Below are 16425 nucleotides of genomic sequence, written 5' to 3'. Positions count from 1 at the left end.
TAGGGCCGGGTCCGGCGGATCGGGGCCGGACAGCACGGCTCGGCGCGCACCGCCCCGCCGTACGGAGAGTACGGCGGGGCGGGTGAGCGGCAGCGCGAAACGCGGTGCGCCCCTGTGTCAGGCGGCGTTGTTCGCGGCCTTGACCAGCGCGTCCGGCGTCACCGCGCCGACGTACACCTTGCCGTCGTCCGTCATCAGGGCGTTGACCAGGCGGGTCTTGAAGACCGTGCCGGAGCCGAACTTGCCGCTGACCTTGTCGCCCAGCGCGTCCAGGAACTGCTGCGCCTCGGCCGGTACGTCACCCGACGCCTTCGAGGGGAGACCGGTGCCGCCCGGGGTCCTGATCTCGGCGATCGCGTTCCAGCCCTCGCCGATGACCTTCGTGTCCTTGCCGCCCTCGGCCCCGGCGCCCAGTCCGCCGGCCCCCAGGCCCTCCGCGCCCGGGAACATGCCCGGACCCTTGTCCCCGTCGGCCTTCCGCTGCGCCTTCGCGTCGTCGGCCTCGGTCACCTTGGTGCCCTTGGGCGGGGTGAACGTGAACGAGGAGGCGGCCGGCTTCCCGAAGTCGACCTTGGTGAACCCGGCGTCGACGACGGCCTTGCCACCGCTGCTCGGAAGCAGTGTGAACTTCAGCGGCACACCGTTCTTCGCGTCGACCGCGACCGTGACCGAGCCGATCGTGGAGCCGCTCTGCCGGGGCTTGATGACCAGCTTGTACGCGTCACGTCCGGCGATCCGCGCCGTGCCGTCGACCGTCACCGAGGTGGTGGGGCCCGCGGCCTTCAGGACCTGCTCGGCGAGTGCCTTCGGCGTGGTCGGCACGGACTCGGGGACCGGGGCCGGGCGCTCGGCCTTCTTCCCGCTCCCGTCCTCCGTGGCGTGGTACGCCTCGTTGGAGCCGCTGTCGTACGCCCAGACCTGATCGCCGTTGCGGATCAGGCTGTACTCCGCCGCGCCGTCCAGGATCGACACCCGCTGCTTGTCGGGGCCGTCGGCGGCCACCCGCAGGGTGTGCGTGCCGGACGCCAGCTCCGTCATCTTCTTCTGCGGGTCGGCGCCGGAATCACCCCTGCCGCTGCTGCCGCCCTGGGCGAAGGAGCCGGCCAGACCGCCGAGCGACGGAATGCCGAGGTCCGTGCTGATCTTCGCCGTGCCGGAGAACTGCTGGGCGTCCGAAGCGGCGATCTTCTCGATGAGCTGCTGTGCGGTGATCTTCGGCAGATCGGGGTCACCGGTGCTCGCGAGCGCCGGGACGAGCCCGATCGTCGCGGCCGCCACCCCCGCCACCGCGACCGGGACGATGTAGCGCGCCGCCCTCCGGCGGCCGACGGCGGTGCCCCTGGTCCCGCCGTTCGTCTCAACGCTGTCGTTCGGTGCCATGTGTGCCCTACCTCCGTGGTCGGCGGCTTCCGTCCGGATGCACTCGTCCACTCCGCGCCGCCATTCTCACCCGATTTGCTCAGGAGTGGTTGTTCTCCATCTGACCAAACCGGCGATGCGAAAGCGTCACTCCCGGGGAGCAACTCCGCCTACCTCTTCGGTATGACACCCCCGGGGCGGGCCTGCCCCCGTCCCGTAGGGGTACCGCGCCCACGGCCCCGAAGCCGGCTCTCAGCCCGCGCGGTGCACCACCGCGTCGCACAGCTCCTCCAGCGCGGCCTTCGCGTAGCCCTCGGGCAGCGGCGTCAGTGTGGCGCGCGCCTCCTGCGCGTACCGGACGGTGTCCCGCCGGGCCTGCTCCAGCGCCGGGTGGGCGCGCAGCCTGCGCAGCGCCTCGGCGTGCCGCGTGTCGTCGCTCAGGTCGCCGTCCAGCAGCTCGACGAGTTCCAGGTCGTCCGGCTTCCCGTCGGCCGCGGCGCGGGCCCGCAGATGGAGCACGGGGAGCGTCGGGATGCCTTCGCGCAGGTCGGTGCCGGGGGTCTTGCCGGACTCGTGGGAGTCGGAGGCGATGTCGAGTACGTCGTCGGCGAGCTGGAAGGCGACGCCGAGGCGCTCCCCGTACTGGGTGAGGACGTCGACGGCGGACTCGTCCGCACCGGCCATCATCGCGCCGAACCGGCAGGCCACGGCGATCAGCGAGCCGGTCTTGCCGCGCATCACTTCGAGGTAGTGCTCGACCGGGTCGCGCCCGTCGCCCGGACCGGCGGTCTCCAGGATCTGTCCGGTGACCAGCCGCTCGAACGCCTCCGCCTGGATGCGTACGGCCTCCGGACCGAGGTCGGCCAGTATGTGGGAGGCGCGGGCGAAGAGGAAGTCGCCGGTCAGGACGGCCACCGAGTTGCCCCAGCGGGTGTTGGCGCTGTCGACGCCACGGCGCACGTCCGCCTCGTCCATCACGTCGTCGTGGTAGAGCGTCGCGAGGTGGGTCAGCTCGACGACGACCGCCGCGGGCACGACGCCCGGCGCGTCGGGGTCGCCGAACTGGGCCGCCAGCATGGCCAGCAACGGCCGGAAACGCTTGCCCCCGGCGCGTACGAGATGCTGCGCGGCCTCCGTGATGAAGGGCACGCCGCTCTTGGTGGCATCGAGCAGCCCCGACTCGACAGCAGCCAAACCGGCCTGGACATCGGCCTCAAGAGCGTGGTCCCGCACGCTCAGTCCGAACGGCCCGACGACGGTCACGAGGGGATCTCCTGTCTGCTGACGATCACACGGAATGTCGATGTGTCGCTGTCATCACTCAAGTCAGCGTATCCGGTCCCCTTTGGATCACCGTGGGCGCCTTCCCGCCACCGCCGGTATGTTCGGGATCAGCTCATACGATCTGGAGTTCTCCCTTTGTCCCACACGGCCACCGACACCGAACCGACTCAACCGCCGCCCAGCGACGACCATGCCTTTTTCGGCCAGCCACGGGGTCTGATGACCCTGTCCGGCCTGGAGGTCTGGGAACGGTTCTCGTTCCTCGGCATGCAGGCGATCCTGGTCCTCTACTTCGCCGACACCGTCGCCCGCGGCGGCATGGGGATGGAACCGGGCACCGCGGCCTCCGTCTCTGCCGCCTACGGCACCCTCGTCTACCTGGTCTCCGTGGCCGGCGGCTGGCTGGCCGACCGGATCCTCGGCTCGTACCGCGCCGTCCTGTACGGCGGAATTCTCATTGCCTGCGGGCATTACGCCATGGCGGTGCCCAGCGACGCCATGACATGGACCGGCCTCGGTCTGATCAGCGCCGGCACCGGTCTGCTCAAGCCCAATGTGGCGACCATGGTCGGCAAGCTCTACCGCACCGCCGACGAACGTCGCGACGCCGGCTTCGCGCTCTATTACATGGGCATCAACATCGGCGCGTTCCTCGGCCCGCTCGTCACCGGCTGGCTCGGGGACCATGCGAGCTGGCACTGGGGCTTCTCCGCCGCCGCCTTCGGTATGACCCTCGGCCTGATCCAGTACGTACTGGGCCGGCGTCACCTGGCCGGCCGAAAGCACAGCGCCGAATTCGCGCTGGAACCGGCGCCGATGCGCCGTGCCGTACGGCTGATCGTGATCGGCGCCGTCGTGGTCGCCGCCGTCGCCACCGCGCTGTCCCTGGCGGGCTGGCTGACCATGGGCCGCTTCGTCGACCTGCTCACCCTGGTGTCGGTGATCGCACCGGTCGTGTACTTCGCGGTGATGTTCCGCAGTCCGCGGGTCACCGGCGAGGAACGCGGCAGGCTGCGCCCGTACGTGGTGCTGTTCCTGGCCTCCGTCGTCTTCAACTTCATCCTCTTCCAGGCGTACTCGACGATGATGCTGCTCGCGTCGACCAACGCCCGTACCGAGATCCTCGGCTTCCACTTCCCGGCGAGCTGGTACGCCTCGGCGCTCGGCGCCTTCGAGGTCGCGCTCGCCCCGGTGGTCGCCACCGTCTGGGCCCGGATGGGCCCGCGTCAGCCGCACGCCTCCAACAAGATCGCGATCGGGGTGATCCTCGGCGGGCTGTCCTTCCTGCTGATGGTGCTGCCGACCTCCGGGCACACCGGTGACACCTATCGGATGGCCGCCTGGTGGATCGTCGGCTCGTACCTGCTGCTCGGCCTCGGCGACATCCTGTTGGAGACCTCCGGCATGTCCGCGACCACCAAGCTCGCGCCCAAGGCGTTCGCCAGCCAGACGATGGCGCTCTGGTTCCTCTCGCTGGCCCTCGCCAACGGCATCCAGGCCCAAGTCGTGAAGCTGTACGGCGAGGTGTCCAACCCCGCCTACTTCGGTGTCAATGGCGCGATCGCGGTGGTGGGCGGCGTGGCTGTCGTCGCCGCCGCCCCCTGGCTCAAACGCACCATGCACCCCGTCCACTGAGGTACCGCCATGCACATCCGCACCACGTTTCCGTATGACACCACCCACGAGGACGTCCGTATTCCGCTGCCGGACGGCACCCGGCTGTACGCCCGGATCTGGCGGCCCGTCACCGACGAACCCGTCCCCGCGCTCCTCGAATACCTGCCGTACCGGCTGAGCGACTGGACGGCGCCGCGCGACTGGCAGCGCCACCCCTGGTACGCCGGCCACGGCTACGCCTCCGTCCGGGTGGACGTACGCGGACACGGCAACAGCGAGGGTCTGCCGGGCGACGAGTACGACGCGACGGAACTGGCCGACGGGGTCGCCGTCATCCACTGGCTGGCCCAGCAGGAGTGGTGCTCCGGCCGGGTCGGCATGTTCGGAATCTCCTGGGGCGGCTTCAACTCGCTCCAGATCGCGGCCCTGGCCCCCGAACCGCTGAAGGCCATCGTCACCGTCTGCTCGGCCGACGACCGCTACGACAACGACGTCCACTACATGGGCGGCTCGGTCCTCGGCGTCGACATGCACGCCTGGGCGGCCACCATGCTGGCCTTCGTCTCCCGCCCGCCGGACCCGGCGCACGTCGGCGAGGGCTGGAAGGACATGTGGCTGAAGCGGCTGGAAACGGTCGAACCGTTCATCCACACCTGGCTGGCGCACCAGACCCGCGACGACTACTGGAAGCACGGCAGCGTCTGCGAGGACTACTCCGCGATCCAGGCCCACGTCCTCGCGGTGGGCGGCTGGCACGACCCGTACCGCGACACGGTTCTGCGGCTCGTCGAGCACCTCGCCCCGGACAAGGTCCGCGGGCTGATCGGCCCCTGGTCGCACCAGTACCCCGACCGCGGTCTGCCGCCCGGCCCGGCGATCGGATTCCTCCAGGAGACGCTGCGCTGGTGGGACCAGCACCTGAAGGGCGAGGACACCGGCATCATGGCGGAGCCGCTGCTCCGGTCCTGGATCAGCGAGTCGCACCGCCCCGCCACGGTCTACGAGACGCTGCCGGGACGCTGGGTCGGCGACACCTCCTGGCCGTCCCCGACCATCACGCCCGTCGTGTACGCCCTCCAGGGCGGTCCGCAGATCGTCGACTCGCCGCAGCAGACCGGCCTGGACGCCGGGCGCTTCTTCCCGTTCGGCAACGACGCCGACCTGCCGCCCGACCAGCGCGACGAGGACGCCAAGTCGGTCTCGTTCGAGTTCCCGGTCGAGGACGCCCCGATCGAGATCCTGGGCCGCGCCCGGGTGAAGCTGCGCATCCGGATGGACGTGGCACGTGGCCAGGCCATCGCCCGGCTCTGCGACGTCGCACCGGACGGCTCCTCCACCCTGGTCACCCGCGGGGCGCTCAACCTCTCCGCCCGGCACGGCCGCGACCGCGCGGACGACTGGCCGGTGGGCGCGACCGAGGACGTGACCTTCGAGCTCAACGGCATCGGGCACACCTTCCCGCCCGGCCACCGGATCAGGCTCGCGATCTCGTCCTCGTACTGGCCGTGGATCTGGCCGCAGGCGGGCTCGGTCGGCTTCACCCTGGACGCCGACGGCAGCTCCCTCGAACTGCCGGTGCGCCGCCACACCGAGGACCCGGCGATCCGTTTCGAGGAACCGGAACAGTCGGAGCCGCTCGGCGTCGTCCACCCCGTCACGCTCGACGGGCAGCGCCCCGAACGCCTGGTCGTCCGCGATGTCGCCAAGGGCGAGTGGCGGCTGGAGGTCGACCCCCGCTACGGCGGCACCCGGGTCTATCCGGACGGCCTCGAATTCACCGAGGACGCCCTGGAGACCTACACGATCCAGGAGAACGACCCGCTCTCCGCCCGCACTCGCTCCGACTGGGCGATCCGGCTGCACCGGCCGGAGCTGGCGTGGGACGTGACGATCGAGACCCGGTCCGAGATCGGCGCGGACGACACCGACTTCATCACGTCCGACGAGGTGGTGTGCAAGGACGGCGGCGAGGTCGTCTTCCACCGGACCTGGGAGAAACGGATCCCCCGCACGGCCGGATGAACCACCGCCGTGCCCCCGCGCCCCGGGGGCACGGCGGAACTTTCCGGGCATCAGGAGCAGTTGGGGCACTCCCGCGGGGTGGCGACACCGACGTAACGTGTCCTCCAAGCGACCTGGAAAGCGAGGCAGCAACACATGCCCGAGCAGAGCAGCCCGCTCGATCTGGCCGAGGGCGATCCCTTCGGTCCGCACAACCTTCCCTACGGTGTGTTCTCCACCCCCGACCACCCCGGGGACCGCCGGGTCGGCGTCCGCATCGGCAACCACGTCCTGGACGCCGGAGCCGCGGCACACGCACTCGGCTCGCCCTACGCACAGCTCCTCGCCCAGCCGGACCTGACCGCGCTGCTGGCCGCGGGCCGCACCGCCTGGCGGGACGTCCGGCGGGCCCTGACCGCGTGGGTGACGGTCCCGGCACACCGCGCGGACATCGAACCGCTGCTGCACCCGATCGAGTCCGTGACGCTCCATCTGCCGTACGAGGTCGCGGACTACGTCGACTTCTACGCGAGCGAGCACCACGCCACCAACGTCGGAAAGATCTTCCGGCCGAACGGCGACGCGCTGACGCCCAACTGGAAGCACCTCCCGATCGGCTACCACGGCAGGTCCGGCACCGTCGTCGTCTCCGGTACGGACGTGGTGCGCCCCTCCGGCCAGCGCAAGGCACCGTCCGACGCGGCCCCGGTCTTCGGCCCGTCCGTCAAGCTCGACATCGAGGCCGAGGTCGGCTTCGTCGTCGGAGTCGGCTCCGAGCAGGGCCGCCCGGTCCCGCTCGGCGACTTCCGCGAGCACGTCTTCGGGCTCTGCCTGCTCAACGACTGGTCGGCGCGGGACATCCAGGCCTGGGAGTACGTCCCGCTCGGCCCGTTCCTCGGCAAGTCCTTCGCCACGTCCGTATCGGCCTGGGTGACACCGCTCGAAGCCCTGGAGGCGGCCCGGATCGCGCCCCCGGCCCGCGACTTCCCGCTGCTCCCCTATCTGGAGGACGCGGGCGAGGAGGAGGCCGGCGGCCTCGACCTGCGGATCTCCGTCGCCATCAACGGACAGCCGGTCGCCGAGCCGCCGTTCGCCACCATGTACTGGACGGCGGCCCAGATGCTGGCCCAGATGACGGTGAACGGGGCGTCGCTGCGCACCGGTGATCTGTACGGCTCGGGCACGGTCAGCGGCGCCGAGCCCGGGCAGCGCGGCTCCCTCCTGGAGCTGACCTGGAACGGTCGCGACCCGCTGGACCTGCCGGACGGCAAGCGGACGTTCCTGGAGGACGGCGACACGGTGACGATGACGGCCTGGGCACCGGGCCCGGACGGCACCCGGGTCGGCCTCGGCGAGGTCACGGGACGGATCGTGCCCGCGTCGTGAACCCCGCTGCCCCGGAGCACACGCTTCCCGAGGAACTGCTCCTGCTCGCCCTGGACCCGCGGCGCGGCAAGCCGTACTGCCGAAACCGTTTCCTGGAGTACGGGATGGCGGGCGCGGTCCTCGCGGAGCTGGAGCTCCACGGCCGGATCGTCGAACAGCTCGGCCGGATACGGGTGATCAGCCCGCAGCCTCCCCAGGACCCGCTCCTCGCGCAGGTCCTGGGGAGCCTGCCTGCCCCGGACGGGGGCGGGCTCGCGGGCGGCGTCGGCGCGAAGGCGTGGATCCGGCGGACCGGCCGATACGTCGAGGAGCTGTGCCTGGAGCATCTGGTGGGCCGCGCGGTCCTGCGCAGGGAGACCCACCGGCTCCTCGGTCTGCTCCCCTACCACCGTCACCCGGCGGCCGACCCGGCCCTGTCGGCCGCGGTCCGGGAACGCTTCGCGGCCGCCGAGGCGGCCGGCTTCCCGGACCCGCGCAGCCGCACCCTGGCAGCGCTGGTCTCGGCGACCGGCCTGTCGGGCGCCGTGGCACAGGGCGGCTGGGGAAGCCGCTCGACGATGCGCGACCTGGTGCGCGACGAGTGGACCGCGTACGCGGTGCGCCGGAACGTACGCCAGGACAAGGCGAACCAGGGCGGGGGCGGCGCGGGAGGCGGCGGAGGCGGCGACGACTGACCAGGGCAGACGCCGGCCGGGGCGCCCGACGGTCAGCAGTGCGCGGATCGTTCACACGTTTGGGGGGAGCCGCACCCCGTTCCCGGCGGATACGCTGGAATCTCCCGCGAGACTCCGCGTCATGGGAGCACTGATGAGCACCGAACCCGAGGCCTCCGAGCCGCGGTGGGCGGTTCCGCCCGTGGGCGGCTGGACCGCCGATGACCTGGACACACTCCCGAATCTGCCTCCGCACACGGAGCTGATCGACGGGAGCCTTGTCTTCGTGAGTCCGCAGACCGTATTCCACGAGCGCGCGATCGACTATCTCAAATGGCAGCTGCAATCGCTTGCGCCGCTCGACTTCGAGGTCTTTCGCGAATTCACCATCGACGTCGACTGGCAGAACCGGCCCGAACCCGATGTGGTCGTCGTGCGGGCGGACGCGGTCGAGGGTCTGCGGCAGACACGGTTCCCCGCCGATGCGGTGCTGCTGGCGGTCGAGGTCGTGTCCGACGAGTCCCTGACCCGGGACCGCGAGACCAAGCCCGTGAAGTACGCCCGGGCGCGGATCCCCCACTACTGGCGGGTGGAGAACCAGGAAGGCCGAGTGGTGGTCTACGTCTTCGAGCTGGAACCGGCCACCGGTGCCTACACCTCCACCGGTATCTTCCACGAGCGGATGAAGGTCTCCCTTCCCTTCCCGGTCGATCTCGACCTCACCGCGATTACCGCGCGCCGCCGGGCAGCGGCTCCGGAGTAGCTCCGGCGCCGCCACCGGCCGGCCCCCGCACTCACTCGTACTCGGGCGGTTCCTCGTCCCAGCCGAACTCCGGGTCCGGGTCGGGGACCGTCACGGGTGCGGCCGGGCGCGGGGCGGGCGCCTGCGCCGCCGGGGCTGCGGGGGCCGGTTCCGCAGCGGTCGGCTCCCCCGACGACGCGAGCACCTCCAGCACCCCCTCGCCGTACGTCGCCAGCTTCTTCTCGCCCAGGCCGCTGATACCGCCCAGCGCGGACACCGAGTCCGGCCGCACCGTGGCGATCTCGCGCAACGTCGCGTCGTGGAAGATGACGTACGCCGGGACGCCCTGCTCCTTCGCCTGCGCACCGCGCCAGGCCCGCAGCGCTTCGAAGACCGGAACGGCCTCGGGCGCCAGCTCGGCCGCCGCCGCCTGGGACTTCGCCTTGCGTTCGCCCTTCGTGGAGCGCGACGCGGGCTTCGGTGCCTCCTTGCGCAGCAGCACCTCGCGCTCCCGGCCGAGGACGGAGCCGCTCTCCTGGGTCAGCACCAGCGTTCCGTACTCGCCCTCGACCGCGATCAGCCCCTGGGCGAGCAACTGCCGCACCACTCCGCGCCATTCGGCCTCGGACAGCTCCTCGCCGATACCGAAGACCGAGAGCTGGTCGTGGTCGAACTGGATGACCTTCGCCGTCTTGCGGCCGAGCAGGATGTCGATGATCTGGCCCGCACCGAATTTCTGTCCCCGCTCGCGCTTCAGCCGGACCACGGTCGACAGCAGCTTCTGCGCGACCACCGTGCCGTCCCACGACTCGGGCGGGGTGAGGCAGGTGTCGCAGTTGCCGCAGGCCGCGGTGCCGGGCTCCTGGCCGAAGTACGTCAGAAGCTGGGCGCGGCGGCACCGGACCGTCTCGCACAGGGCCAGCATCGAGTCGAGGTGGGAGGCGGCGCGGCGGCGGAACGCCTCGTCGCCCTCGCCGCCCTGGATGAGCTTGCGCTGCTGGACGACGTCCTGGAGTCCGTACGCCATCCAGGCCGTGGACGGCAGCCCGTCACGCCCGGCACGGCCGGTCTCCTGGTAGTAGCCCTCGACCGATTTCGGCAGGTCCAGATGGGCGACGAAGCGTACGTCCGGCTTGTCGATGCCCATGCCGAACGCGATGGTCGCGACGACGACCAGGCCGTCCTCGCGCAGGAAGCGGGACTGGTGGGCGGCGCGCGTGGCCGCGTCCAGACCGGCGTGGTACGGAACGGCTTCGATGCCGTTGCGGCAGAGGTACTCGGCGGTCTTCTCCGTCGAGTTGCGCGACAGGCAGTAGACGATGCCCGCGTCCCCGGGGTGTTCGTCCTTGAGGAAGGAGAGCAGCTGCTTCTTCGGGTCGGCCTTCGGCACGATCCGGTACTGGATGTTGGGCCGGTCGAAGCTGGCGACGAAGTGCTTCGCGTCGGGCATGCCCAGACGCTGGGTGATCTCCTGGTGCGTGGCGTTGGTCGCGGTGGCCGTCAGGGCGATGCGCGGTACGTCGGGCCAGCGCTCGCCGAGGACGGAGAGCGCCAGGTAGTCGGGCCGGAAGTCGTGGCCCCACTGGGCCACACAGTGCGCCTCGTCGATGGCGAAGACGGAGATCTCGCCGCGGGAGAGCAGGCCGAGGGTGGAGTCCAGGCGGAGCCGCTCGGGGGCCAGGTAGAGCAGGTCGAGCTCGCCGGCCACGAACTGGGCCTCCATCGAGCGGCGCTCGTCGAAGTCCTGCGTGGAGTTGATGAAGCCGGCCCGCACACCGAGCGCCCGCAACGCGTCCACCTGGTCCTGCATGAGGGCGATCAGGGGCGAGACGACAATGCCCGTACCGCCTCTGACCAGGGACGGGATCTGGTAGCAGAGAGACTTTCCGCCGCCGGTCGGCATGAGCACGACGGCGTCGCCGCCCGCGATCACATGGTCGACGATCGCTTCCTGCTCGCCGCGGAAGGCCTCGTACCCGAACACCCGGTGCAGCGTCCGCCGCGCGTCGCTCTCGCTCACGTCCATGGTCCCGCCCGTCACGCTCATCGCTCTGTCCCCCGAGATCCCGGGTCCGTCCCGTTCCGTCCTGCCACCGTCCCCTGCCACGATAGGCGCCGCCTACGACAACGCCGGACGGGCTCGACCTCTCGAACCCGTCCGGCGTTGTCATGGCGGTGCACCGGCTGTGCGTGTGTGCGCTACCTCACGAACACTCCCGCCTGGCCGGCCAGGTCCAGGAAGTACTGCGGGGCGAGGCCCAGCACCAGCGTGACCGCGACACCGACCGCGATCGTCGTCATCGTCAGCGGGGACGGGACGGCGACCGTCGGGCCGTCCGCCTTCGGCTCGCTGAAGAACATCAGCACGATGACGCGGATGTAGAAGAACGCGGCGATCGCCGAGGAGATCACACCGACCACGACCAGGCCGCCCGCGCCACCGTCGGCCGCGGCCTTGAAGACGGCGAACTTCCCCGAGAACCCGGAGGTGAGCGGGATACCGGCGAAGGCCAGCAGGAACACCGCGAAGACCGCGGCGACCAGCGGCGAGCGCCGGCCGAGCCCGGCCCACTTCGACAGGTGCGTCGCCTCGCCGCCCGCGTCGCGCACCAGGGTGACGACGGCGAACGCGCCGACCGTCACGAAGGAGTACGCGCCCAGGTAGAAGAGGACCGACGAGATGCCGTCCGGGGTGGTCGCGATGACACCGGCGAGGATGAAGCCCGCGTGGGCGATCGAGGAGTAGGCGAGCAGTCGCTTGATGTCGGTCTGGGTGATGGCGACGATCGCACCGCCCAGCATCGTGACGATCGCGACGGCCCACATGACCGGGCGCCAGTCCCAGGCGAGGCCCGGCAGCACCACGTACAGCAGTCGCAGCAGCGCGCCGAACGCCGCGACCTTGGTGGCCGCGGCCATGAAGCCGGTCACCGGGGTCGGGGCGCCCTGGTAGACGTCCGGGGTCCACATGTGGAACGGGACGGCGCCGACCTTGAAGAGCAGACCGGTCAGGATCATCGCGCCGCCGATCAGGAGCAGCGCGTCGTTGCCCATGGTGTCCGCGAGCGCCGGATCGATCCGGGTGACCGAGCCGTCGACCACGTTCGCGATGGTGGCGTACGAGACGGAGCCCGCGTAGCCGTACAGCAGGGCGATCCCGAAGAGCAGGAACGCCGACGAGAAGGCGCCGAGCAGGAAGTACTTCACCGCGGCCTCCTGCGACATCAGCCGCTTGCGGCGGGCGACGGCGCACAGGAGGTAGAGCGGGAGGGAGAAGACCTCCAGGGCCACGAAGAGCGTCAGCAGGTCGTTGGCCGCCGGGAAGACCAGCATCCCGGCCACGGAGAAGAGGACCAGCGGGAAGACCTCGGTGGTGGTGAAGCCGGCCTTGACCGCGGCCTTCTCGCTGTCGCTGCCGGGGACCGATGCGGCCTGTGCGGCGAAGGAGTCGACGCGGTTGCCGTGCGCGGCGGGGTCGAGCCGCCGCTCGGCGAAGGTGAAGACGGCGACCAGCGAGGTCAGCAGGATGGTGCCCTGCAGGAACAGCGTCGGCCCGTCGATCGCGAGGGCGCCCATCGCGGCGATGTGCGCCTTCGTCGTGCCGTACCCCCCGGCGGCCAGGCCGATCACCGCGGCGAACGCGGCGGCGAGGGCGACGACCGTCAGGAAGACCTGCGTGTAGTAGCGGGACCGGCGCGGCACGAAGGCCTCGACGAGCACGCCCACGACGGCGACACCGATCACGATCAGCACCGGGGTCAGCTGGGCGTACTCGATGACCGGTGCCTTGAACTTCTCGGCCGGGGCGGCCGATGTCACCCCGCCCGCCGTCGTCCACAGGCTGTGGACAGCTGTTGCGCTCACTTGGCGGCCTCCACCTCAGGCTGGGGGTCCTTCTTCTGGACGTCCGACATGGTGTGCTGCACCGCCGGATTCACGATCTCCGTCAGCGGCTTCGGATAGACACCCAGGAAGAGCAGCAGCGCGATCAGTGGGAGAACCACCACCAGCTCCCGGACCTTGAGGTCCGCCATGCCCTGGACCTCGGCCTTCACCGGGCCCGTCATCGTCCGCTGGTAGAGGACGAGGACGTACAGCGCGGCGAGCACGATGCCGGTCGTGGCGACGATGCCCGCCGCCGGGTACGCGCTGAACGCGCCGACCAGGACCAGGAACTCACTGACGAACGGGGCGAGTCCGGGCAGCGACAGGGTGGCCAGACCGCCGATCAGGAAGGTGCCGGCCAGGACGGGCGCCACCTTCTGCACCCCGCCGTAGTCCGCGATGAGCCGCGAACCGCGCCGGGTGATCAGGAAGCCCGCCACCAGCATCAGCGCGGCCGTCGAGATCCCGTGGTTGACCATGTAGAGCGTGGCACCCGACTGGCCCTGGCTCGTCATCGCGAAGATGCCGAGGATGATGAAACCGAAGTGCGAGATCGACGCGTAGGCGATCAGGCGCTTGATGTCGCGCTGGCCGACGGCGAGCAGCGCCCCGTAGACGATGCTGATCAGTGCCAGGACGACGATCACCGGCGTCGCCCACTTGCTGGCCTCCGGGAAGAGCTGGAGGCAGAAGCGGAGCATCGCGAAGGTGCCGACCTTGTCGACGACCGCGGTGATCAGGACGGCGACCGGGGAGGTCGCCTCGCCCATGGCGTTGGGCAGCCAGGTGTGCAGCGGCCACAGCGGGGCCTTCACCGCGAAGGCGAAGAAGAACCCGAGGAAGAGCCACCGCTCCGTACCGGTCGCCATGGAGAGCGAGCCGTTGGCCCGTGCCTCGGCGATCTCGGAGAGGGAGAACGTCCCCGCGACCACGTACAGCCCGATCACGGCGGCCAGCATGATGAGCCCGCCGACGAGGTTGTAGAGGAGGAACTTGACGGCGGCGTACGAACGCTGGGCCGCCGCGTTCTCGTCGCTGCCGGCGTGGGCCCGGTCCCCGAAGCCGCCGATGAGGAAGTACATCGGGATGAGCATGGCTTCGAAGAGGATGTAGAAGAGGAAGACATCGGTGGCCTCGAAGGAGAGGATCACCATCGCTTCGACCATCAGGATCAGGGCGAAGAAGCCCTGGGTCGGCCGCCAGCGGTACGGCTTGGTCTCGCCGGGGCCTCCCCTGCCCGAACCCTGTTGAGAGCTCGGGGAAGGGTCGGCGTCGTGCCAGCCGGCCAGGATGACGAAGGGGATCAGCAGGGCGGTGAGCGCCATGAGCGCCACCCCGATGCCGTCCACGCCCAGTTCGTACCGGACGCCGAAGTCCTTGATCCAGGCGTGCGATTCGGTGAGCTGGTAGCGGGCACCACCGGGCTCGAACCTGGCGAGCGCGATGCCCGCCAGCACGAGCGTGGCCAGCGAGAACAGCAGCGCCAGCCATTTGGCAGCGGTGCGCCGGGCGGCGGGGACGGCGGCGGTGGCGATCGCACCGATCGCCGGGAGGGCCGCCGTCGCCGTCAGGAGGGGAAAGGACATGGTGATCAGACCGCCCTCATCAGCAGGGTCGCGGCGATGAGGACCGCCGTACCGCCGAACATCGAGACCGCGTAGGAGCGGGCGTAGCCGTTCTGCAGCTTGCGCAGCCGGCCGGAGAGCCCGCCCATCGAGGCGGCCGTGCCGTTGACGACGCCGTCGACCAGGGTGTGGTCGACATACACCAGGGAGCGGGTGAGGTGCTCGCCGCCGCGGACCAGGACCACATGGTTGAAGTCGTCCTGGAGGAGATCGCGACGGGCCGCCCGGGTGAGCAGCGAGCCGCGCGGGGCGACGACCGGGACCGGCTTGCGTCCGTACATCGCCCAGGCGATGGCGACACCGACGACGAGCACCACCATCGTGGCCGCCGTGACGGTCGTGGCGCTGACCGGGGCGTGCCCGTGGCTGTGCCCGGTGACCGGCTCCAGCCAGTTCAGGAAGCGGTCACCGATGGAGAAGAGGCCTCCGGCGAAGACCGACCCGAAGGCCAGGATGATCATGGGGATGGTCATCGACTTCGGGGACTCGTGCGGATGCGGCTCGTTCCCCTGCTCGTCCGGCTGCCAGCGCTTCTCCCCGAAGAACGTCAGCAGCATCACGCGCGTCATGTAGAACGCGGTGATCGCGGCACCCAGCAGGGCCACCGAGCCGAGGATCCAGCCCTCGGTGCCGCCCTTGGCGAAGGCCGCCTCGATGATCTTGTCCTTGGAGAAGAAGCCGGACAGACCGGGGAAGCCGATGATCGCCAGATAGCCGAGGCCGAAGGTGATGAAGGTGACCGGCATGTACTTCCGCAGGCCGCCGAACTTCCGCATGTCGACCTCGTCGTTCATGCCGTGCATGACCGAACCGGCGCCGAGGAAGAGCCCCGCCTTGAAGAAGCCGTGCGTCACCAGGTGCATGATCGCGAAGACATAGCCGATCGGGCCGAGCCCGGCGGCCAGGATCATGTAGCCGATCTGCGACATCGTCGACCCGGCGAGGGCCTTCTTGATGTCGTCCTTCGCGCAACCGACGATCGCACCGAACAGCAGCGTGACCGCACCGACGACCACGACGACCAACTGCGCGTCCGGCGCGGCGTTGAAGATCGCCCCGGAGCGGACGACGAGGTAGACGCCCGCGGTCACCATGGTCGCGGCGTGGATGAGGGCCGAGACCGGGGTCGGGCCCTCCATCGCGTCACCGAGCCAGGACTGCAGCGGCACCTGGGCCGACTTGCCACAGGCCGCGAGCAGCAGCATCAGGCCGATCGCCGTCAGCTTGCCCTCGCTCGTCTGGCCGGTCTCCGCCAGCACGGGGCCGAAGGCGAACGTGCCGAAGGTGGTGAACATCAGCATGATCGCGATCGACAGGCCCATGTCGCCGACCCGGTTGACCAGGAATGCCTTCTTGGCGGCCGTGGCCGCGCTCGGCTTGTGCTGCCAGAAGCCGATCAGCAGGTACGACGCCAGACCGACGCCCTCCCACCCGAGGTACAGCAGCAGGTAGTTGTCCGCGATGACCAGGATCAGCATCGCCGCGAGGAACAGGTTCAGATAGCCGAAGAAGCGGCGCCGGCGTTCGTCGTGCGCCATGTAACCGATCGAGTAGATGTGGATCAGGGTGCCCACACCGGTGATCAGCAGCACGAACGTCATCGACAACTGGTCGAGCTGGAAGGCCACATCGGCCCGGAAGCCCTCGACCGGGATCCAGCTGAACAGCTTCTGGTGCAGCGCCCGGTCGTCCGCGCCCTTCCCCAGCATGTCGAGGAAGAGCACGACGCCGATGACGAAGGACACGGCGGCGAGCAGGGTGCCGACCCAGTGTCCGGCGCGGTCCAGCCGTCGGCCGCCGCAGAGCAGGACCGCCGCTCCGAGCAGGGGCGCCGCGACGAGCAGCGCAATCAGGTTCTCCACGATTCAACGTC

The 16425-nt window shown here is 70.2% G+C and carries 11 protein-coding genes; 5 read left to right on the top strand and 6 right to left on the bottom strand.

Features of this window, described 5'->3' with window-relative positions; translation table 11 throughout:
• Positions 1-117 precede the first annotated feature (117 nt).
• Both ACIRP2_RS08650 and ACIRP2_RS08645 read right to left on the bottom strand, forming a co-directional pair.
• Positions 118-1380: an outer membrane lipoprotein carrier protein LolA gene (locus ACIRP2_RS08650; RefSeq protein WP_404247919.1), complete on the bottom strand. Its 1263-nt coding sequence runs from the start codon at positions 1378-1380 to the stop codon at positions 118-120.
• 231 nt (positions 1381-1611) lie between these two features.
• Positions 1612-2622 (bottom strand): polyprenyl synthetase family protein, encoded by a 1011-nt coding sequence (locus ACIRP2_RS08645; RefSeq protein WP_404247917.1) that lies wholly within the window; start codon positions 2620-2622, stop codon positions 1612-1614.
• Positions 2623-2778: 156 nt separating this feature from the next.
• On the opposite strand from ACIRP2_RS08645, the gene ACIRP2_RS08640 reads away from it, so the two are divergent.
• From ACIRP2_RS08640 to ACIRP2_RS08620, 5 genes are all read left to right on the top strand, one after another.
• Positions 2779-4278: a peptide MFS transporter gene (locus ACIRP2_RS08640; protein ID WP_404247915.1), complete on the top strand. Its 1500-nt coding sequence runs from the start codon at positions 2779-2781 to the stop codon at positions 4276-4278.
• Between the two features lie 9 nt (positions 4279-4287).
• Positions 4288-6282, top strand: coding sequence for a CocE/NonD family hydrolase (locus ACIRP2_RS08635; protein WP_404247913.1), 1995 nt, complete (start codon positions 4288-4290; stop codon positions 6280-6282).
• 135 nt (positions 6283-6417) lie between these two features.
• Positions 6418-7647: a fumarylacetoacetase gene (gene fahA, locus ACIRP2_RS08630; RefSeq protein ID WP_404247911.1), complete on the top strand. Its 1230-nt coding sequence runs from the start codon at positions 6418-6420 to the stop codon at positions 7645-7647.
• A complete protein-coding gene (locus ACIRP2_RS08625; RefSeq protein WP_404247909.1) occupies positions 7644-8321 on the top strand; it encodes a GPP34 family phosphoprotein in 678 nt (225 codons plus the stop codon). The genes fahA and ACIRP2_RS08625 overlap by 4 nt, the downstream gene beginning before the upstream one ends.
• A 133-nt stretch (positions 8322-8454) precedes the next feature.
• A complete protein-coding gene (locus tag ACIRP2_RS08620) occupies positions 8455-9063 on the top strand; it encodes a Uma2 family endonuclease (protein ID WP_404247907.1) in 609 nt (202 codons plus the stop codon).
• 31 nt (positions 9064-9094) lie between these two features.
• Here ACIRP2_RS08620 and recQ read toward each other — a convergent pair whose 3' ends face one another.
• The 4 genes from recQ to nuoL form a co-directional block, all read right to left on the bottom strand.
• Positions 9095-11089: a DNA helicase RecQ gene (gene recQ / locus ACIRP2_RS08615; RefSeq protein ID WP_404247905.1), complete on the bottom strand. Its 1995-nt coding sequence runs from the start codon at positions 11087-11089 to the stop codon at positions 9095-9097.
• A 152-nt stretch (positions 11090-11241) separates the two neighbouring features.
• A complete protein-coding gene (gene nuoN, locus ACIRP2_RS08610) occupies positions 11242-12906 on the bottom strand; it encodes an NADH-quinone oxidoreductase subunit NuoN (RefSeq protein ID WP_404247903.1) in 1665 nt (554 codons plus the stop codon).
• Positions 12903-14513 carry an NADH-quinone oxidoreductase subunit M gene (locus tag ACIRP2_RS08605; RefSeq protein WP_404247901.1) on the bottom strand — a complete coding sequence of 537 codons (1611 nt, stop codon included), beginning with the start codon at positions 14511-14513 and terminating at the stop codon, positions 12903-12905. Before ACIRP2_RS08605 ends, nuoN begins: the two co-directional genes overlap by 4 nt.
• A gap of 5 nt (positions 14514-14518) precedes the next feature.
• Positions 14519-16414, bottom strand: a complete 1896-nt coding sequence (nuoL, locus tag ACIRP2_RS08600; RefSeq protein ID WP_404247899.1) for an NADH-quinone oxidoreductase subunit L — start codon at positions 16412-16414, stop codon at positions 14519-14521.
• Between the last annotated feature and the right edge of the window lie 11 nt (positions 16415-16425).

This window comes from Streptomyces sp. NPDC101194 (genome assembly GCF_044767885.1).
Classification (GTDB): domain Bacteria; phylum Actinomycetota; class Actinomycetes; order Streptomycetales; family Streptomycetaceae; genus Streptomyces.
The sequence above is the reverse complement of the archived record's forward strand: the minus strand, read 5'-3'. Positions and strand labels throughout refer to the sequence as shown.